This is a genomic window from Kitasatospora sp. A2-31 (assembly GCF_022288725.1).
In the GTDB taxonomy this organism is placed as follows: Bacteria; Actinomycetota; Actinomycetes; order Streptomycetales; family Streptomycetaceae; genus Kitasatospora.
Map to the genome: position 1 here is coordinate 87,145 of NZ_JAKNTA010000002.1, position 18,494 is coordinate 105,638.

Genomic DNA, 18,494 nt, shown 5'->3' on the forward strand with positions numbered 1-18,494 from the left:
TACGGCGGGCCTGTCGGGGCGTCAAGGGGACTTTCAACGGAATGTAGAAGGCGGCCGGCGGGGGAACCCGCAGGTCGCGGGCGCGGGCTGGGGCGCAGGCGGGGTGCGGGGGTGGCGGTCCCGGCGTGCGCGGCTCGGTCGTTCGGCCAGGCTGTCACGGCGGGTGCGGGCGATCCATCGCCCGTTCCTCCAGTCCGGCGAGCCCCGGCGGGGGTGGCGCTCGTCCCTTCCTGCAAAGCCCGTCCGTGTGGCGGGCGGGCTCCTCTTCGCGATCGGGCAAAGCCCCGAGGGGGGTGGCCGCGCTCCGGACGTGCGTGTGGGGGCCGAACGTGCGTACCCGCCCGAAGGGGTGGCCGGGAGCCTGAAGTGGTGGCGTGGTGTCCTCTGAGTGGAGGAATTGTGGGCACGGTTGGCCTCGTCGGGGCTCCTGGGTACCGTCAGTGGCACGCCGGGCCCGTCATGGTTCCCATGTTCACCACGGGCCGCGGCCGGGGGTTCGGGATCGACCGGGGAGCGGGGGAGCTCCGGCCGTCGAGTCCCCGTCCGGTCGTACCACCGGCCCCGTCGGCCCGGTCGTCCCGTCGGAACCTCTCGCACGTGCGCCGCGCTGCCCGCCCGCCGCCTGTCGTGCGGCCCGTCGCCCGCCTCCGTGACCCGCACCGTGATCCGTCACCGCTCCCGCTTCGCGTCCGCCCCGCCGGCGGCCGCGCGGAAGGACGTACCCATGGCCCGTACCGTCCGCTCGCTCCCCGCCTTCCGCCCGCTGAACCGCCCCAGCCGCCCGAGCCGCCCGAGCCGCCCGAGCCGCCCCAGCCGCCCGAGCTACCCGACCCGCGCCGACCGCCTCGCCGCTGCCCCGGCCGCCGTCCGCACCGCCCCCGCCCCCGCTGCCGTCCGCCCCGTGGCCGCCCCGGCGGTGGCCGGATGAGCCCCCTGCCTCCGGGCCGGAAGAGCCCGCCGGGCGGCCCCCGGCGCAAGGCTCCGCCGGGCCGCGCCCGCCCGCGCCGCCTGCTGCGCCACCGCCACCCCGCCCGCGCCCTGCGCGCCGTCCCCTGGCGCTTCGACCTGCCCGCCTCGCTGGTGGTCTTCCTGGTCGCGCTGCCCCTCTGCGTCGGCGTCGCGGTCGCCTCGGGCGTGCCCGCCGAGCTCGGGCTGGTCACCGGCATCGTCGGCGGCCTGGTCGTGGGCTCCCTGCCCGGCAGCAGTCTGCAGGTCAGCGGCCCGGCCGCCGGCCTGACCGTCCTGGTCTACGAGGCCGTGCAGGAGTACGGCGCCGGCGCGCTCGGCATCCTGGTCCTCGCCACCGGCCTGCTCCAGCTGGCCATGGGCGCCCTGCGGGTGGGCCGCTGGTTCCGCGCGATGTCCGCGTCGGTCGTCCACGGCATGCTGGCCGGGATCGGTCTGACGCTGCTCTTCGGCCAGTTGTACGCGCTCGCGGACCGGCGCGCGCCCGCGAGCGGGCCGGAGAAGATCGCCGGCCTGCCCGCACTGCTGCGGGACGCCCTGACCGGCGCGGCCGCCCCGAGCGCGGTCGCTCTCGGCGTCGGCACGCTGCTGGTGCTGGCGTTCTGGAAGTACCTGCCGGCGAAGGCGGCCCGCTCGGTGCCCGCGCCGCTGGCCGCGGTCGGCCTGGCCGCCGCCGTGACCGCCGCCGCGGACCTCCCGGTGGCCCGGGTGCGGGTCGCCGGCCTGCTGGAGGTGGTGCGGCCGCCGGAACACGCCGCCCTCGGGGCCCTGGCCGGCACCGCCGGCGTCGGCACCATCATCGCCTTCACCCTGATCGCCTCCGCCGAGACGCTGTTCAGCGCGGCCGCCGTGGACCGGATGCACCACGGCCCGCGCACCGACTACGACCGCGAGCTGACCGCCCAGGGCATCGGCAACACGCTCTGCGGGCTGCTCGGCGCACTGCCGATGACGGCGGTGATCGTGCGCAGCGCCGCCAACGTGCAGGCCGGGGCCCGGACCAAGGCCTCGCGGGTGCTGCACGGGTTCTGGCTGCTGCTGTTCACCGCGCTGCTGCCCGGCGCGCTCGGCCTCGTCCCGCTGACCGCACTGGCCGCCGTGCTCGTGCACGCGGGTGCGAAGCTCGTCCCGGTGCGGCGGATGGTCGGGCTCTGCCGGGAGCACCGGGGCGAGGCGGTGGTGCTCGCGGTCACGGCGGTCGCGATCATCACCACGGATCTGTTCGAGGGCGTGCTGATCGGGATCGGTCTTGCGGTGGTGAAGTCGGCCTGGCAGACCTCGCACCTGCAGATCGGGGTCGAGGAGCTGCCCGGGCGGTGTCCCGGCGCGCCCGCCGGCGGCGACGGACCGGGGTACGGGCACCGCACGGCCGGCGGCCGTGCCGGGGCTCGGGACCAGGACTCGCCGGCCGCACCCGGTGCGGGGCCGGTGCTGCGGGTCCGGCTGAGCGGCAACGCGACGTTCCTGCGGCTGCCCCGGCTGCTGGACGCGCTGGAGCGGCTGCCGGCCGACCGGCCGGTGGAGCTGGACTGGTCCGACCTGCGCCACCTGGACCACGCCTGCACGGTGGCCCTCACCACCTGGGCCGCCCAGCACCGCGCCCGCAGCTCGGCACCACTGGCCGTCGAGCCGCCGCTTCCCACGGTGGTGTGACGGTCCGTCGGGGCGCGGCGCCGGGCCCCTGCGCCGCGCCCCGACGGGTGGCATGCACACCACGGCTCTGAGAACATCTGCGGATGATCACACTCGCCGACGACCTCGGCCACCTCTCCTACGTCGTCTCGGGCGACGGGCCGCCCGTCGTCCTCGTGCACGCCGGCGTCGCCGACCACCGCATGTGGGACGCGGTCGTACCCGCCCTCGCCGAGCGGCACACGGTCATCCGGTACGACCTGCGCGGCTTCGGCGAGTCCGCGCCTCCGACCGGGCCGTTCAGCGAGACCGACGACCTGTGCCGCCTCCTGGACCACCTCGGCCACCGACGGGTCCGGCTCGTGGGCGCGTCCTGGGGCGGCCGCGTGGCTCTGGAGTTCACGCTCACCCACCCGGAGCGCGTGCACTCCCTCGCGCTCCTCGCCCCACCGTGGCCGGGGTACCACTGGTCCGCGGACATGGTCGCGTACGACGAGGCGGAGACCGCGGCCCTGGCCGCGGGCGACCTGGACACCGCGGTCCGGGTGAACCTGGACATGTGGCTGCGCGGGCCCGCTCGCGCCTGGGACGACGTCGCCGCAGGGCTGGCCGACCGGCTCCGCGGCCCGGTGCGGACGTCACTGGTCAACCAGGCCGTGGTGGGCGAGTACTCCCAGGGCGTCACGTCCCGCGACGTCGCCGCCGTCTCCGTGCCCACACTGGTGGGTGTCGGGCGGCTCGACGTCGCCGACTTCCAGGACATCGCCCGCCGGTACGCCGACGGGATCCCCGGTGCCACACTGGTCGAGTTCGCCACCGCCGCCCACCTCATCGCCCTGGACGCGCCCGCCGAACTCGCCGCGGCCCTCGGGACGTTCCTCGCCCGTCGGTCCGGGTGACGCCGGTCGGTCCGGGTGATGGAGCGGTCGACGTGACGACGGTCCACGGGAGGAGCGAAGAATCGTGATCGCAGCGTTTTCGGTGACCCCGCTGGGAATCGGGGAGGACGTCGGGGAGGCGGTGGCCGCCGCCGTCCGGGTGGTCCGGGCGAGCGGGCTGCCCAACCGCACCGACGCGATGTTCACCAGCATCGAGGGGGAGTGGGACGAGGTGATGCCGGTGATCAGGGAGGCGATCGAGGCGGTCAAGGCCTACAGTGGCCGGGTCAGCACCGTCATCAAGATCGACGACCGCTCCGGCGTCACCGACGGCCTCACCACCAAGGTGGCCACCGTGGAGCGCTACCTGGCCGAGGGCTGAGCGGGCGTCGACGGGTTCGATGCGGATCGACCGGTGGCGTCGAATCCGCCTGACGGCATCGAACCCGCCGACTCCGCAGACCTCATCCGCTCGTCTCCCGCCCCCCGGGCCTCTCCCGCACCCGGCGCACCGCCGTTCGGCGGCCGCTCGCGCGTCGGTGCGCATCCCCCCGACCCCCGACCGCAGGTGACGGGGGTTCCGCACGGGCGGTCGCCCGCGCCGGGCCGCGTCGGCGGCGGAGTTGGCAGGGATGAGTGCTTGTGGGGCGGCGGCACCCCTGCGCAGGCTGTGTCATGTCACTGACATGCGCGGCCGGACGCACCGCAGGCCCGCGGGGGAGACGGGAGCGGCCGATGCCCTACCACCACGTGGACAGCTCCGCCGTCGAACCGGGGCACCGCTTCGAGTGGTGGTGCGAGATGGTCGCCCGGGACGTCGCGCCCACCCGGATCACCACCGAGCACGCCGACGACTTCCCCGCGACCGTCGGCACTCTGGCGCTCGGTCCCGGGCAGCAACTCACCACGATGTCCTTCCCGTCCATCCGCTCGGAGCGCACCCCCGCTCTCATCCGGCGCTCCGACCCGGAGGTGTACGAGCTGGCGCTGATCCGGGGCAGTGCGATGTGGATCGCGCAGGGCGACAACGAGACCCGGATGCGCTCCGGTGACCTCGTGCTGTGGAACACCTCCCGCCCGTTCGACGGCCGAGGGCTGCCTGGCGGCGTGTCCAGGGCCGTCATCCTGCACCTTCCGGTCGCCGAACTCCCGCTGCACCACCGTCGGTTGGACCGGTTGCTGGCCAGCTCCGCGCCCGCCCGCGGTGGGGTGGGCGGGGTGCTGGCCGCGTTCCTGCGCGGAGTCGTACGGGAGGCGCCGGCCGTCGCCGAGCACGAGGCCGTCCGGCTCGGCGTCGCGGCGCGCGAGCTGGCCGTCGCCTACCTCGCGCACCGGCTCGGCATCGAGGACCGGCTGCCGCCGGAGCCGCGCCACCGGATGCTGCTCGTCCGCATCGACGCGTACATCGAGGAGAACCTCGGCGACCCGGACCTGTCGCCCGCCGTGATCGCGGCCCGGCACCACATCTCGCTGCGCACCCTGCACGGGCTCTTCCACCGCGAACAGCGCGGCGGTGTCGCGGCGGTGGTCCGCCGGCGCCGCCTGGAGCGGTGCCGGGCGGACCTCGCCGACCCGGCTCTCGCGGTGGTGCCGGTGCACGCGATCGCGGCGCGGTGGGGCTTCCGCGCCGCTGCCGCCTTCAGCCGGGCCTTCCGCGACGAGTACGGCACCACGGCGAGCGAATTCCGCGCCGCGGCGGGTATGGCGGTGCTCTGAGCCCGGGTATGGCGGTGCTCTGAGCCCGGGTGCGGCGGTGCTACGAGCCGCAGCGGACGTCGACCGCGCTGAGCCGGTCGTTGCGCGCGGAGTCGAGGTTGCCCTGCCACCAGCGCGCGACGGTGCCCATGTACCCGGAGGGGGCGGAGCCGGCGTAGAGCTCGGCGGGGCCGCCGCCCCGGTTCCAGACCGAGCTGGCGCGGTCGTCGAACCAGCCCGGGACGATGTTCAGCCCGCAGTAGGGCACGATCCAGATCCAGCCTCCGGCGTTGGCGTTCTGCCAGAAACAGGTCTGGCCGTCCTTGCAGAGGTCCCAGGCCGAGTTGAGGGCGTCCGGTCCGGTGAACCGGTACAGCCCCTGCTCCCCGGCGACCGCGGTGACGGTCGTCTCGGCGCTCGCGGACGGAGCGGCGGCGAGCGCCGAGGCGCCGGCCAGGACGGCGACGGCCGCGGCGGCGAGCCTGGTGCGGATGTGCGACATGGGGTATCCCTCCCGGGATCGGTGGTGGGCGCCGGTGCGGCGCCCACCACCAACCCTGCTGCAGCGGGCGGCAGCAGTCGTTGGCCCTCCGCGCAGAGCCCGTTGGCGCTGAGCGCAGACCGTCGACCGTCGGGTTCCGCCGCAGGTCCGGCGGTCCGGCGAGTCCGCTGAGCCGCGGCCGACCGTGGGTTTTCCCGCAGGGAGCGGTGGCCTCGACCCCGGACGGACCCGCGGGGTTCAGAACTCCGAGTTGGCGAACCAGCGGGCCAGCAGCTCCTGGTCCCCTGTGCGTTCGAAGGATTCCGCGTTTAGGGGAAGGCGGCCGTAGACGAGCAGCAGCAGGTCGGCCGCGGCGCCCCGGACGGTCGCATCGGCGGCGTCCGCCCGCCCGCCGTCGGGGTCGAGCCCGAAGCCGTCGGGACCGAGCCGGACCAGCCAGTCGCCGCCCCCCTCGACGGTGCGGAACCGAATGGTCTCGCCGTTGCCGCGGAGGTTGGCCACCTTGGGGGCGAAGGACGCGGCGAACGGCAGGTTCACCAGGAACTCGTCCACGCCGTCGACCGCGAGCGCGCGGTCGATCACGGGGCGGATCCCCAGCGCCAGCTCTGCGTCGACCCGGTGCACCAGGGTCTCGAACAGCATCCGGCGCGCCCAGAACCGGGCGTGGGGATCGGCGCCCCACGCCCACATCGGGGTGTCCGGGTCGGTGGCCGTGAACGCGCCCGCCGCCTCGGTCGCGCTGTCGGCGAGCCAGTCGGCCCAGCCGTCCTCCCCCGTCGGCAGCCGCAGGTCGACGTCGCGGCTCCGCGGGGGCTCCTGGATGCGCCCGCGCAGCAGGACGGAGAACCAGCGCTGCACGCTGCCGGCATGCCGGACCAGATCGGCCAGCGACCAGCCCGGGCAGCCGGGTACCGCGGTCGCCGGGTCGGCGCCCCTGACCACCGCCACGAACCGGGCGGTCTCGGTCGCGACGGCGGCGCGGTGGTCGACCGGTGACGTGCCGCGGGCGGGACGGTCGGAGTTGCTCACCGTGAGATACCTTTCGAGAGGTTGATGGTCGGGGACCTCAAGTAATGCGTTCGACGGTAAGTCTCAATGATTGAGAGTGTCAACTAATCGCCCCCGGGCCCCCGGGGACGGCCGAGGGCGCTCAGCCGGCGGGCGGTGCGGCCGGGCGCCGTTCGGTCACCCAGGCGGCGATCTGCGCGCGCGAGGTGAAGCCCAGTCTGGTGAGGATGTGCTCCACGTGGGTCTCGGCGGTGCGGCGGGAAAGGACCAGCCGGGCCGCGATCTCCTGGTTGGTCAGACCCAGCGTGACCAGCTCGGCGACCTCCCACTGCCGCTTGGTGAGCGGCGACCGGTCCGCCGCCGCCCTCGACGCCGTCGGGGGCTGCGCCGACTCCTCCAGCGCGAGGGCGACCGCGGCGCGGACCGGCATCTCCCTGCCCGCCCGAACGGCCCGGTCGAAGGCCGCCTCGCCGAGCGCCGCCCGGGCCCGGGGCAGATAGTCGCGCCGCGGCCGGAAGACGGGGAAGTACGACTCGGGCCCGGCCCCGATGCCGCGCCAGAGCCCCTCCGCCGCGCCGGCCAGCGCGGCCGCCCGGTCGTGCTCCGCCCGGCTTCCGGCGAGCGCGGCGAGCGTCTCCAGGGCGAAGGCCAGGCCCGGCCGGCTGTCGAGCCGCCGGTGGCAGCGCAGCGCCTCGCGGGCGGCCGCCTCGGCCTGCTCCGGCCGGCCGCCCGCGGCTTCGACATGGGCGATCAGGGTCAGGCCGAGCGCCCGCCACCACACCTCGCCGCGCCGTGACAGCCAGGCGACGCACTCGTCCAGCACGCGCCGGGCCCTTGCGAGGTCGCCGGCGAGGATCAGCGCCACGGCCAGGAAGAGCCCGGTGTTCACCTCGTGCTGCCAGGCCCGTGCGGCGCGCATCCGGTTCAACGCCTCACCGAGCAGGGCGGCCGCCCGGTGCGCATCGCCCTCCAACAGGGCGGCCATCCCCGGCAGGTGCGCGGTGTAGGCGATCTCGGCCCGGTCGCCGAGCTGGACCGCGGACCGGGCCGCCTCCGTGAGCAGGCGCAGGGCCGGTGGGACGTCACCCTGCCAGATGGCGTACGACCCGGACAGCCGCAGGCCGGCCACCCTCTCGCGACTCGGTCCGGACGAGACCGACAACAGCCGGTCGAGCCAGCGCCGCGCCTCGCTGTGGTGGCCGCCCATCGCCCAGTACTCGTCCAGCCCGACCGCCAGGCGCAGCCCCGCCGGGGCCTCGCCGGGCTCGTCGGCGCAGAACTCCAGCGCTGCCCGGAGATTCGGGTGCTCGACGTCCAGGGTCGCGACCCAGGCGGCCTGGTCCGGGCCCATCCACTCGGCGGCGAACCGGGCGGCCATCCGCTCGTACCAGTCACGGTGCCGGCGCCTCACCCGCTGCCGGTCGCCCGCGGCGACGAGCAGTTCCTCGCCGTACTCGCGCAGCGTCTCCAGCATCCGGTAGCGGACCCGGCCACGGTGCTCGTCCCGCACGAGGATCGACTTGTCGACCAGGGAGTCGAGCAGGTGGAGCGCCTCGCCGGGCTCCAGCCCCTCGCCCGAGCAGACGTGCTCGGCCGCGTCCAGATCGACGCCGCCGTAGAACACCGAGAGCCTGGCCCACAGCAGTCGCTCGGGATCGGCGCACAGGTCGTGGCTCCAGTCGATCAGCGCGCGCAGCGTCTGCTGCCGCGCGGGCGCGGTCCGGCTGCCGAGGCTGAGCAGCCGGTACCGCTCGTCGAGCCGGGCCTCGATCTGCTCGACGGTCAGGCTGCGCAGCCGGGCCGCCGCCAGCTCGACGGCGAGCGGGATGCCCTCCAGGCGGCGGCAGAGCCGGGCGACCGCGGCGGGGTCGGCGGTCTCCGGGGTGAAACCGGGCAGTACCGCGGCGGCCCGGTCGAAGAACAGGCGGGCGGCGTCGGACCCCGCGACGGAGCCGGGATCCGTCGTCCCGGGCACCGGCAGCGGCGGTACCGGCAACAGGACCTCCCCGGCGACTCCCAGCGACTGCCGCGAGGTGGCGAGCACCCGCAGCTCCGGGCAGCCGCGCAGCAGCCGGTCCACCAGGGCGGCGCAGGCGCCGACCAGGTGCTCGCAGTTGTCCAGCAGCAACAGCAGCCGGCGATCACGGAGCCACGTCTCGACGGTCGCCGGCGCGGGCTGCGCGGTCGCGCTGCGCAGGCCCAGCGTGTCGGCCACCGTCTGTGCCAGCAGCGCCGGGTCGCGCAGCTCCCCGAGCTCGACCAGCCAGACACCGTCCCGGTGGACGCGGCGCAGCTCGCCCGCGACCCGGAGCGCCAGCCGGGTCTTGCCCACTCCGCCGGGCCCGGTCAGCGTGACCAGCCGGGAGTCCGACAGCAGCCGCTTCACCTCGGCCACCTCGTGCCGGCGGCCGACGAAACCGGTCACCTCGGCGGGCAGCCTGCCGATCATGTCTTGAGTCTAGGGCCTCTCTTTCGGCTCTCGCCGGGCGGGCGACGAGATCCGAAAGAGCGGCCCGAGGCCGCGGTCCCGTGGTCGCGCCGGGCCGCCGCTCTCCTCGCCCGGGGGTACGGGTGGTGCACTTCGGTATCCGTGTACGTACTTCCCCCGATCCGGTGCGGCCGGGGGCACGGGCAGCCTGAGTCGTGGCACAGCGGCACGATCCGACACCCGGGAAGGCCATGACAGTCACGATCATCACCGACACCGTCGAGTCCCTGAGCGCGGTCCGACGCGACCTCGCCGACCGGTTGGACGCATGGGAGCTTCCCGGGCTGGTGGACGACGCCGTCCTGATCCTCTGCGAACTCGCGACCAACGCCCTCACGCACGGCGCGGGACCCGTCTGGTACCGCGTTCGCCGCACCATGGATCCGGCGGGTGGGGCGACGGTCCGCCTGGAGGTCGGAGACCAAGGCCCGGGGTGCCCGGACGGCTCGCTCCAGGGAGTGCCGGCGCCGACCGACGCCTGCCACGGCCGGGGGCTGCACATCGTCGCCTCGCTGGCCGCGGCATGGGGAACCGCCGTCCTGCCGCACGGCCACCTGGTCTGGGCCGAGCTCGCCGGATGAGACGGCCGGGGGAGCGGGAGGGCCGCCGGGCCCCGGGCCCGGGCGGCGCGGAGCGTGCTCGCGGGAGGCGGCGGCCTCCGCCCGCGGCGTCGGCAGGTCCACGTCGAGGAACGGCAGCACCCAGCGGTCCGGCGGTCCGATCGGGCCTGATCGGACCGCCGCCCTGGAGGGTCACCGCAGGCTGTCGAGGTCGATGCTGTCGGCCACGGCCCGGTAACCGCGCGGGCCGGGGTGGAGGTGGTCCCCGCAGTGGTAGCCGTCCGGGATGCTGCCGGTGCCCGCCGGGTCGACGGCCCGCTCGAAGTCGGCCACCGCGTCGTACTCCCCGGAGGTACGGATCCACTCGTTCAGGTCGCGGCGCAGCCGGTCGGTCTCCGGCGTCCAGAAGGGAGCGCCGCCGAAGGGCATCAGGGTGGCGCCGACGGCCTTGACCCCGCGGGCGTGGGCGGCGCGGATGAGGGTGCGGTGGGCGTCGATCAGTCGCTGGAGGGTGACGGGTGGGTCGTCGCGGTCCACGCCGCAGATCTGGTCGCCGGTGCGGAGGATGTCGTTCATGCCGTGGGAGACGATCACGGTGCCGACGTTCGGCCGGTCGAGCACGTCGCGCTCGAACCGGGACAGTGCGCTGTCGCCGGCGCACGCGGAGTCGGCGAGCATCTTGTTCGAACCGATGCCGGCGTTGAGCACGGGAAGCGGCCGGCCGGCGGCGACGAGCCGTTCGGCGAGGAGGTCGGGGTAGCGGTCGTCCCCGTCGACGGTGGCGCCGAAGCCGTCCGTGGTGGACTCGCCGAAGGCCACCACCGCCCTGCCCGCTCGCGGCCCGCCGCCGACCTCGACACCGCTGAGGTAGTACCAGGACCCGTAGCCCGGGCGGACGGCGTCGCCGAACGCCGTCGCGGCGGCGTCGCCGCGGTGGTCGCCGCCGGCCCGGTAGGTGGTGGTCATGGAGAGCTGGTGATGGGTGGCCGGGCCGGTCGGGCCGTCGAAGTAGAGCGTCAGCGCCACCCGGTCGCGGGCCGTCACCGGGAGGCTCACCGGGTCACTGAGGACTTCGCCGCCGGCGGGGACGACGACGGACTCCCGGTGGCCGAACGGCACCGGCCGTAGCGTCCCGGGCACGACGGCCGCCCCGTCGGTGGCCCGGCCGACGCTGGCTCCGGTCAACCGCAGGGGAGCCGCGCCGTAGGCGTTGGACAGCCTGAAGCGGACGGCCGTGCCGCCCGCGCCGAGCCGCACCACCTGGCGCACCGACTGGTGGTCGAAGCCCTGCACGGCCCAGGTCGCGAACCAGGGCGCGCCGGAGGGGCGCATCATCGGCGCGGACCACGCGGCCGACCAGTGCCGTGCGTGCGCCGGGCCGGCCGAGGCGGGAGCGGTGGTCGCGGCGATCGACAGGGCGGTCAGCGCGGCGACGGTGGCGGCGCGAGTGAGCGAGGTCATGATGGCCTTCCTCGGGGCGGCGGTCGGTAGGGGCGACGATCGGGCGGGCCGGGTGCGGCGGCGACTCGCGCCGCCGGGGTCTCTCCCGTCCGCTCATGACCCTGACCCCGCGCGGCGCGGGAATGTGACACGCAGGCAGTCCGTCCGGCCGGTTCGCCCGGGCGGGGGGCTCGGCCGTGTCCGAGCTACTCGACGGGGCGAAAGCTGCCGGGGTGGCGGTCGGCGGCCGGGCCGTGCCCCGGTGCGGTGGCGTCGAGCTCGTCGAGCATCTCCCGGGTGAAGCCGAACCAGTAGGTGGCCATGAGACCGGTGGTGTAGCCGGTCGCCAGGCCGGCGGCGTAGACGGCTGCGCCGACCGCGAAGCCGCGCGAGCCGGTCAGCAGGGGGAAGAGCGCCCAGCCGGACGGGCCGATCGCGGTCGAGCCGACGGTGGCCCCGAGCTGGCCCAGCAGGCCGACGACCGCTCCGCCGCAGGCGCCGCCGAGACAGGCCGTGACGAACGGGCGCCCGAGGGGGAGCGAGACCCCGTAGATCAGCGGTTCGCCGATGCCGAGGAACCCCGCGGGGAGCGCGGACCTGATGGTCGCCCTGATCGAGGCGTTGCCGCGCAGCCGGAGGTAGACGGCGACGGCGCAGCCCACCTGCCCGGCCCCGGCCATGGCGAGGATCGGCAGCAGCGCGGTGGAGCCCTGCTGCTGGATCAGGGTGGTGTGGATCGGGATCAGCGCCTGGTGCAGACCGAGCATGACCAGCGGGAGGAACAGCCCCCCGAGGACCAGCCCGGCGAGGGCGCCGCCGTGGGAGAGCAGCCAGGTGGCGAACTCGCCGATCGCCGAGGCGACCTCGCCCGCCGCGAACATCAGGCCGAACAGGGTGACCAGGCCGGTGACGAGCACGGTGACCGTGGGAGTGAGCAGGACGTCGAGGGCGTCGGGCATCACCCGTCGGGTCCACCGTTCGACCTGGACCGCGAGCAGTGCGGCGGCGAGTGCGCCGATCACCCCGCCCTGGCCCGGCGCGAGGTGGTGGCCGAGGACCTCGACCTTGGCGACCCCCGCGTAGACGATCACACTGGCCACGGCGCCACCCAGGACGGGCGTGCCGCCGAACTCCTTGGCCGTGTGGTAGCCGACGAAGACGGCGAGCAGGGACATGAACGCCGCGGAGATCGCGGTGAGGGCGGGCACCAGCCCGGGGGCCCAACCGAGGTTGCCGAGCGCGCCGTTGAGAGCGGCCACGATTCCGCACCCGATCAGTGCGGGGATGAGCGGCACGAAGACGTTGGAGATCCGGCGGAGCACGAGCTTGACCGGGGTCGCGTTCCTGGCCCTGGCCTGCGCCTTGATCGCCGCGCCGCGCCGGGCCAGGTCCTCGGCTCCGACCGCGGCACCGGCGGCAGGGCCGAACCGGGCCGCGAGGGTCTCCCGAGCGGCGCCGTCGTCCTGCTGGTCCCCCCGCTCCGGCGGCCCGTCGAGGAGCGCCCGGAACTCGGTGGTCACCCGGGCGACGACGCCCGGGCCGAGGACGATCTGACAGGTGTCGTCGTCGACGACGCCCAGGACGGCGGGAAGCGCGCGGAGCCGTTCCTCGTCCACCCGGGACCGGTGGTGGACGCCGAGCCGCAGCCGGGTCATACAGTGGGCGACGGAGTGGACGTTGGCGGGGCCCCCGACGAGCGGGAGGATGGCTTCGGCGGTGGCACGGTGTTCGTCGTCGGGCATGACGGGCCTTCCGTGGCTCGGTGCGGAACGTCGGAGCTGCCGGGGCGCGTCGCGCGGGCGACCGCCGGTGCGGTTGGAGCGGCGCGGCGGCGGTCGGCGCGTGAGCGAGCCGAGGACCACCAGGATGGCGCGCCCGGCCCCGCGGGCGTCGCGGGCAGCCTCCGAGCCACGGTCGTGTCGCTCCGGGTCGTACGCCAGGCCGGGCCACGAGGATCGGAACGGGCGGAAGTTCGGCGCCGCCGACTATTGGTAGGTAACTTTACTATCCATTAGGCTGTCGGTCGGCGGCTCGGCGCGGCGCCCGGTCCGACGGGGGCGTGACGCGCTCAGTGAGAGCTCTGACCCGGCCGCTGCGGTGGTGCTGTCGCCGCGTACCCGGTGAGTTCGTGTGCTGTGAACCGGGGTCCAGCTCTCGCCGTCTCTCGAGTCATGGAGTCCAGGGATGCGTCTGGGTGTCTCGGCAAGGCCTGTTCGTGTCGGAGTGTTCGCCGCTGTGCTCGCGTTGCTCGGCGGCCTGTTGCTCGGCTGGTCCGGGCGGGCGGGGGCGGCGGGCGATCCGCTGATCTCGCAGGGAAGGGCCGCGACGGCCTCGTCCACCGAGGGGTCGTCGTACGCGGCGGGGAAGGCGTTCGACGGCAGTACCTCCACGCGGTGGGCGAGTGCGGAGGGCAAGGACCCGCAGTGGCTGCGGGTGGACCTCGGGGGGAACGCCACCGTCTCCCGGGTGAAGCTGAGTTGGGAGGCGGCCTACGCGAAGGCGTACCGGGTGGAGGTGTCGGCGGACGGGGAGACCTGGACGACCGTGGCGGAGGAGAAGGCCGGGAACGGCGGGACGGACGACTGGGCGGGCCTGGCCGGAAAGGGCCGCTACGTCCGGATGTACGGGACGGCGCGCGGCACGTCGTACGGGTACTCGCTGTTCGAGATGCAGGTGTACGGGGTCCCGGACGGCGGCCCGTCGCCGACCGGCCCGTCGCCGACCGGCCCCTCCCCGACCGCGAGCACGCCGGCCGGCGCGTTCACCGTGGTGGCGGCGGGGGACATCGCCGCGCAGTGCACCGCCTCGGACAGCGGGTGCGCGCACCCGAAGACGGCCGCACTGGCCCAGCGGATCAACCCGCGGTTCTACCTGACGATGGGTGACAACCAGTACGACGACGCCCGGCTGGCGGACTTCCGGAACTACTACGACAAGACCTGGGGGGCGTTCAAGGCGAAGACCCACCCGGTGCCGGGCAACCACGAGACCTACGACCCGGCCGGGCCGCTCGCCGGGTACAAGGCCTACTTCGGCAGCATCGCCTACCCGCAGGGGAAGAGCTGGTACAGCTTCGACGAGGGCAACTGGCACTTCGTCGCACTGGACTCCAACGCCTTCGACCAGAGCGCCCAGATCGACTGGCTGAAGGCCGACCTGGCGGCCAACTCGAGGAAGTGCGTCGCCGCGTACTGGCACCACCCGCTGTACTCCTCGGGCGGGCACGGCAACGACCCGGTCTCCCGCCCGGTGTGGAAGATCCTCTACGCGGCCGGGGCCGACCTGGTACTGAACGGGCACGACCACCACTACGAGCGGTTCGCCCCGCAGGACCCGGACGGGAAGGCCACCGCGGACGGGATCGTCGAGATCGTCGGCGGGATGGGCGGCGCCGAGCCGTACCCGATCGAGCAGGTCCAGCCGAACAGCCAGAAGCGGATCAGTGGCGAATACGGCGTGCTGAAGCTGGACTTCACCGACTCCGGCTACGGCTGGACCTACGTCGGAACGGACGGCCGGGTCAAGGACACCGGCCCGACGTACAGCTGCCACTGATATGTACCTGGCCACCACCGGCCGCCGTACGGACGCGCCGTCCCGCCCCGCGGGGACGGGACGGCGCGTCCCCGGCACGGTCGTCGCGCTCGGCGCGGTCAGCCTGGTCACCGACGTCTCCTCGGAGATGGTCACCGCCGTGCTGCCGCTCTACCTGGTGCTGGGGCTCGGCCTCTCGCCCCTGCAATTCGGTTTCCTGGACGGGATGTTCAACGGCGCCACGGCGCTGGTCCGGCTGCTCGGCGGCAGGCTCGCCGACCGCGGCGGCGGCCGGCACCGGACGGTCGCCGGGGCCGGCTACCTGCTCTCGGCGCTCTCGCGGCTCGGGCTGCTGCTGGCCGGCGGGGCGGCCGGCGGCATCGCCGCCGCGCTGGCCGCCGACCGGCTCGGCAAGGGCGTGCGGACGGCGCCGCGGGATGCGCTGATCACGCTCAGCGCGCCGCCGGACGCGCTCGGCCGGGCGTTCGGCGTGCACCGGGCGATGGACACCACGGGAGCGCTGCTCGGACCGCTGGTCGCGTTCGCGGTGCTGTGGGCGACGGCGGACGCGTACGACGCGGTCTTCGTGGTCAGCTTCGCCACCGGGCTGTTCGGCGTGCTGGTGCTGGTGCTGTTCGTCCCGCCCGCTCCGGTCCTGCCCGCTCCGGTCCTGCCCGCTCCGGTCCCGCCTGGTCCGGTCCTGCCCGGTCCGGCGCCGGCCGTTCGGGCGGAGTCCGCCGTGCGGCCCGCGCCGGCGGCGGGGCGGGTGCCCGCTCCCCGACCGGCCGGGCGGCCGCGCAGCCGGGCGCTCGCCGACCCGGTGTTCCGGCGGGTCGTCACGGCCGCCGCGCTGCTGGGCGCCGCGACGATCGGCGACTCCTTCCTCTACCTGCTGCTCCAGCGCGGTCTGGACCTGGCGCCCCTGCTCTTCCCGCTGCTGCCGCTCGGCGCTGCGGCCGGCTACCTGCTGCTGGCCGTACCGGCGGGGCGGCTCGCCGACCGCATCGGGAGGCGCCTTCCCTTCCTCTGCGGCCACGGCGCGCTGCTCGCGGCCTACCTCACCCTGCTGGCCCCGCCGGGGTGGCCGGTCGCCGTGCTCGTCCTGGTGCTCCTGGGCCTCTTCTACGCCGCCACGGACGGCGTGCTGATGGCCCTCGCCGGGCCGGTCCTGCCGCGCGACGGCCGGGCCGGCGGGCTCGCGGTGCTGCAGACCGGCCAGGCGCTGGCCCGGCTGGCCGGTGCGGCCGGCTTCGGTGCGGCCTGGACCTGGTGGGGGCCGCGCCCCGCCCTGGCGGCGGCCGCACTGGCGCTGGCCGCCGCACTCGTCGCCGCATGGCGGATCCTGCCGGAGGGGGAGTTCTCGTGAAGGCGCGTCCGGTGCTGCTGATCGCCGCCGCCCTGGTGCTGCTGGGCGGCTCGCTCGGCTACGTGCTGCACGCCCGGCAGCGCGGCGGCGGGCCCCGGCTCGTCGCCGCGGAGAGCTCGTTCACCCTGGACGAGGCCGGGCTCTACTACCGGGACGGCGCCACCGGCCGGGTCGCCCGCGCCCCGGGGGTGCCGGACGGGCCGTCCTGCGTGCGCTTCTACGCCGCGGGGGCCCGGGCCCTGTGCCTGCGGGCGCTTCCCGGTACCCCGGCCCGCACCCAGGCGGTGGTGTACGACCGGCGGTTCACCGAGCTCCAGACGGTGACGGTGCCCGGCATCCCGAACCGGGCCCGGGTGTCGGCCTCCGGGCACCTGCTCTCCTGGACCACCTTCGCGGTGGGGGATTCCTACGCGGCGGGCACGTTCTCCACCCGGACGTCGATCCTGGACCTCCGCACCGGCTACCTGGTCAAGTCGATCGAGTCCATTCCGCTCACCGTCGACGGCAGCCGGTACCACGCCGCCGACGTCAACTACTGGGGCGTCGACTTCGCCGCCGACGACAACCGCTTCTACGCCACCGTCTCGACCGGCGGCCGGACCCACCTGGTCGAGGGCGACCTCAAGGCGTGGTCGGCCCGCACGCTGCGGGAGAACGTGGAGTGCCCCTCGCTCTCGCCGGACGGCACCCGGATCGCCTTCAAGAAGAAGGTCTCGGCGGATCCGGCGGCGCCCTGGCGGCTCCACGTCCTGGAACTGGAGGGGATGCGCGAGCACCCGCTGGCCGAGTCGCGGAGCGTGGACGACCAGGCGGCCTGGCTCGACGGCGGGACGCTCGGCTACGCACTGCCGGCCCGGGAGGGCCGGGGCACCGACGTCTGGAGCGTTCCGGCGGACGGCGGCGGGACACCGCACCTGCTGGTGCCCGGGGGTTCGTCGCCGGTGGCCGTCGCGCCGGCGCCGGGCTGACCAGGCCGGCCGGGCGGCCACCGGGTGTGCCCGCAAGGCCACGGACGGGGCCGCCGGACTCCGGGCGGGCCCGGCGGCCCGGCCCGGTGCCAGACTGGTCATGAGGGCTGGAGGTCGTGATGGGGTTCTACGCCGATCAGGTCGTGCCGCGGATCGTCAACGTCGTCTGCGGGACGAAGGAGGCCGCGCACCTTCGGCGGAGGGTGTGCGAGGGCCTGGAGGGCGATGTCCTGGAGATCGGGTTCGGCTCGGGGCTGAACGTCCCGTTCTACCCGCGGGCCGTGACCAGGGTCGCCGCGGTGGACCCCTCCGACGTGGGCTGGAAGCTCGCGGCCGACCGTGTGGCGGCGACCCCGGTCCGGGTGGAGCGCGGTGGCCTGGACGGCCAGGTGCTGCCCTTCCCGGACCACGGCTTCGACGCGGCGCTGTCGACCTGGACGCTGTGCACCGTCCCGGACGCCGAGGCCGCCCTCCGGGAGGTGCGGCGCGTCCTCAGGCCCGGCGGGACGCTGCACTTCCTCGAGCACGGCCTGGCGCCGGAGGGGGACGAGGGCGTGCGTCGCTGGCAGCGGCGTCTCGACCCGCTGGAGCAGCGGCTGTTCGCCGGGTGCCACCTGACCCGTCCGGTCACCGAGTTGCTGACGGGGGCGGGCTTCGTCATCACCGACCTCGACGTCTTCTACGAGAAGGGCGCCCCGAAGCCGATGGGCGCCGACTCCCTCGGCGTGGCCGTTTCGCCCGCCTGAACCGGGACCGCGGCGGGCGCGTGCCCCGCGGTCGGCCGCCGGCCGTGGCGGTGCACGGGGCGGCGGGGCCGACGCGCGCGGCGAGGGGTGGCCGCCGGCCCGTGGTGGGGCCGGCGGCCGTTCCGTGACTGCCGCGGGCTCAGCCCGCCGCGGTCGCCCGCGAGCTCTGCCCGGCGTGGTCGGACCGCGCCGCGCTCCGACCGGGGAGCAGCCGGTCCAGCGCGTACGGGCCGCCACCGATCGCCGTGATGGCGAGGAACGCCCAGCAGAACATCACCGACGGTTCGCCGTTGTTCTGCAGCGGCAGCAGGGCGTGCTCCTGGTGGACCGTGAAGTACGCGTAGGCCATCGAGCCGGAACAGATCAGTGCCGCGACGCGGGTGCCGAGGCCCACCGCGACCAGGACGCCGCCGACGAGCTGGATCAGCGCCGCCCACCAGCCGGGCCACTCCCCGACGGGTATGGTGCCGCCGCCCTTGGCGCCGCCGAACACGCCGAACATCGACGCTGCGCCGTGGCAGGCGAAGAGCAGGCCGACGACGACCCGGAACGCGGTGAGGACGATCGGGCGGGCGACGTCGAGCGCCTGGGTCTGGGTTCTTGCCATGGGGAGACTTGCCTCCTGTGGGGAGGGAACAGGGGGGACGAGCGGCGGTAAGGGTACCCTTAGCGATCTTGAGTTGACAATACGTCAGTTCTTCGGCCGTGCCC

At 75.1% G+C, this 18,494-nt stretch carries 16 protein-coding genes; 10 read left to right on the forward strand and 6 right to left on the reverse strand.

Annotation, left to right across the window (positions count from 1 at the left end; genetic code table 11):
- Positions 1 to 724 precede the first annotated feature (724 nt).
- The 5 genes from MCM47_RS05365 to MCM47_RS05385 all read left to right on the forward strand — a co-directional run bounded on the left by MCM47_RS05365 (position 725) and on the right by MCM47_RS05385 (position 5,192).
- On the forward strand, positions 725 to 928 hold the full coding sequence (locus MCM47_RS05365; protein ID WP_238859066.1) for a hypothetical protein: 204 nt from the start codon (positions 725 to 727) through the stop codon (positions 926 to 928).
- Positions 925 to 2,619, forward strand: a complete 1,695-nt coding sequence (locus tag MCM47_RS05370) for a SulP family inorganic anion transporter (protein WP_238859067.1) — start codon at positions 925 to 927, stop codon at positions 2,617 to 2,619. Before MCM47_RS05365 ends, MCM47_RS05370 begins: the two co-directional genes overlap by 4 nt.
- An 83-nt stretch (positions 2,620 to 2,702) precedes the next feature.
- Positions 2,703 to 3,497 carry an alpha/beta fold hydrolase gene (locus MCM47_RS05375; RefSeq protein WP_238859068.1) on the forward strand — a complete coding sequence of 265 codons (795 nt, stop codon included), beginning with the start codon at positions 2,703 to 2,705 and terminating at the stop codon, positions 3,495 to 3,497.
- A gap of 64 nt (positions 3,498 to 3,561) precedes the next feature.
- Positions 3,562 to 3,858, forward strand: a complete 297-nt coding sequence (locus MCM47_RS05380; RefSeq protein WP_238859069.1) for an MTH1187 family thiamine-binding protein — start codon at positions 3,562 to 3,564, stop codon at positions 3,856 to 3,858.
- A gap of 353 nt (positions 3,859 to 4,211) precedes the next feature.
- A complete protein-coding gene (locus MCM47_RS05385; RefSeq protein WP_238859070.1) occupies positions 4,212 to 5,192 on the forward strand; it encodes a helix-turn-helix domain-containing protein in 981 nt (326 codons plus the stop codon).
- Positions 5,193 to 5,232: 40 nt separating this feature from the next.
- Here the strand turns inward: MCM47_RS05385 and MCM47_RS05390 are convergent, their stop codons facing one another.
- The 3 genes from MCM47_RS05390 to MCM47_RS05400 all read right to left on the reverse strand — a co-directional run bounded on the left by MCM47_RS05390 (position 5,233) and on the right by MCM47_RS05400 (position 9,130).
- Positions 5,233 to 5,673, reverse strand: coding sequence for a peptidase inhibitor family I36 protein (locus MCM47_RS05390; protein ID WP_238859071.1), 441 nt, complete (start codon positions 5,671 to 5,673; stop codon positions 5,233 to 5,235).
- A 237-nt stretch (positions 5,674 to 5,910) separates the two neighbouring features.
- Positions 5,911 to 6,702, reverse strand: a complete 792-nt coding sequence (locus tag MCM47_RS05395) for a maleylpyruvate isomerase family mycothiol-dependent enzyme (RefSeq protein ID WP_238859074.1) — start codon at positions 6,700 to 6,702, stop codon at positions 5,911 to 5,913.
- A 121-nt stretch (positions 6,703 to 6,823) separates the two neighbouring features.
- On the reverse strand, positions 6,824 to 9,130 hold the full coding sequence (locus MCM47_RS05400) for a LuxR C-terminal-related transcriptional regulator (RefSeq protein WP_238859076.1): 2,307 nt from the start codon (positions 9,128 to 9,130) through the stop codon (positions 6,824 to 6,826).
- A gap of 230 nt (positions 9,131 to 9,360) precedes the next feature.
- Here MCM47_RS05400 and MCM47_RS05405 point away from each other — a divergent pair, with 230 nt between their 5' ends.
- Positions 9,361 to 9,750, forward strand: coding sequence for an ATP-binding protein (locus MCM47_RS05405; RefSeq protein WP_238859077.1), 390 nt, complete (start codon positions 9,361 to 9,363; stop codon positions 9,748 to 9,750).
- Positions 9,751 to 9,921: 171 nt separating this feature from the next.
- Here MCM47_RS05405 and MCM47_RS05410 read toward each other — a convergent pair whose 3' ends face one another.
- Positions 9,922 to 11,190: a GDSL-type esterase/lipase family protein gene (locus MCM47_RS05410; protein WP_238859078.1), complete on the reverse strand. Its 1,269-nt coding sequence runs from the start codon at positions 11,188 to 11,190 to the stop codon at positions 9,922 to 9,924.
- Between the two features lie 185 nt (positions 11,191 to 11,375).
- Complete coding sequence (locus MCM47_RS05415) at positions 11,376 to 12,911, reverse strand: PTS transporter subunit EIIC (RefSeq protein ID WP_238859079.1); 1,536 nt, start codon at positions 12,909 to 12,911, stop codon at positions 11,376 to 11,378.
- Positions 12,912 to 13,392: 481 nt separating this feature from the next.
- On the opposite strand from MCM47_RS05415, the gene MCM47_RS05420 reads away from it, so the two are divergent.
- The 4 genes from MCM47_RS05420 to MCM47_RS05435 all read left to right on the forward strand — a co-directional run bounded on the left by MCM47_RS05420 (position 13,393) and on the right by MCM47_RS05435 (position 17,783).
- Positions 13,393 to 14,724, forward strand: coding sequence for a discoidin domain-containing protein (locus tag MCM47_RS05420; protein ID WP_238859080.1), 1,332 nt, complete (start codon positions 13,393 to 13,395; stop codon positions 14,722 to 14,724).
- A 1-nt stretch (position 14,725) separates the two neighbouring features.
- Positions 14,726 to 16,069 (forward strand): MFS transporter, encoded by a 1,344-nt coding sequence (locus tag MCM47_RS05425; RefSeq protein WP_238859081.1) that lies wholly within the window; start codon positions 14,726 to 14,728, stop codon positions 16,067 to 16,069.
- Positions 16,066 to 17,037 (forward strand): hypothetical protein, encoded by a 972-nt coding sequence (locus MCM47_RS05430; RefSeq protein ID WP_238859082.1) that lies wholly within the window; start codon positions 16,066 to 16,068, stop codon positions 17,035 to 17,037. The genes MCM47_RS05425 and MCM47_RS05430 overlap by 4 nt, the downstream gene beginning before the upstream one ends.
- 119 nt (positions 17,038 to 17,156) lie before the next feature.
- Positions 17,157 to 17,783, forward strand: a complete 627-nt coding sequence (locus MCM47_RS05435; RefSeq protein WP_238859083.1) for a class I SAM-dependent methyltransferase — start codon at positions 17,157 to 17,159, stop codon at positions 17,781 to 17,783.
- A gap of 139 nt (positions 17,784 to 17,922) precedes the next feature.
- Here MCM47_RS05435 and MCM47_RS05440 read toward each other — a convergent pair whose 3' ends face one another.
- Positions 17,923 to 18,390, reverse strand: coding sequence for a DoxX family protein (locus MCM47_RS05440; RefSeq protein WP_238859084.1), 468 nt, complete (start codon positions 18,388 to 18,390; stop codon positions 17,923 to 17,925).
- Between the last annotated feature and the right edge of the window lie 104 nt (positions 18,391 to 18,494).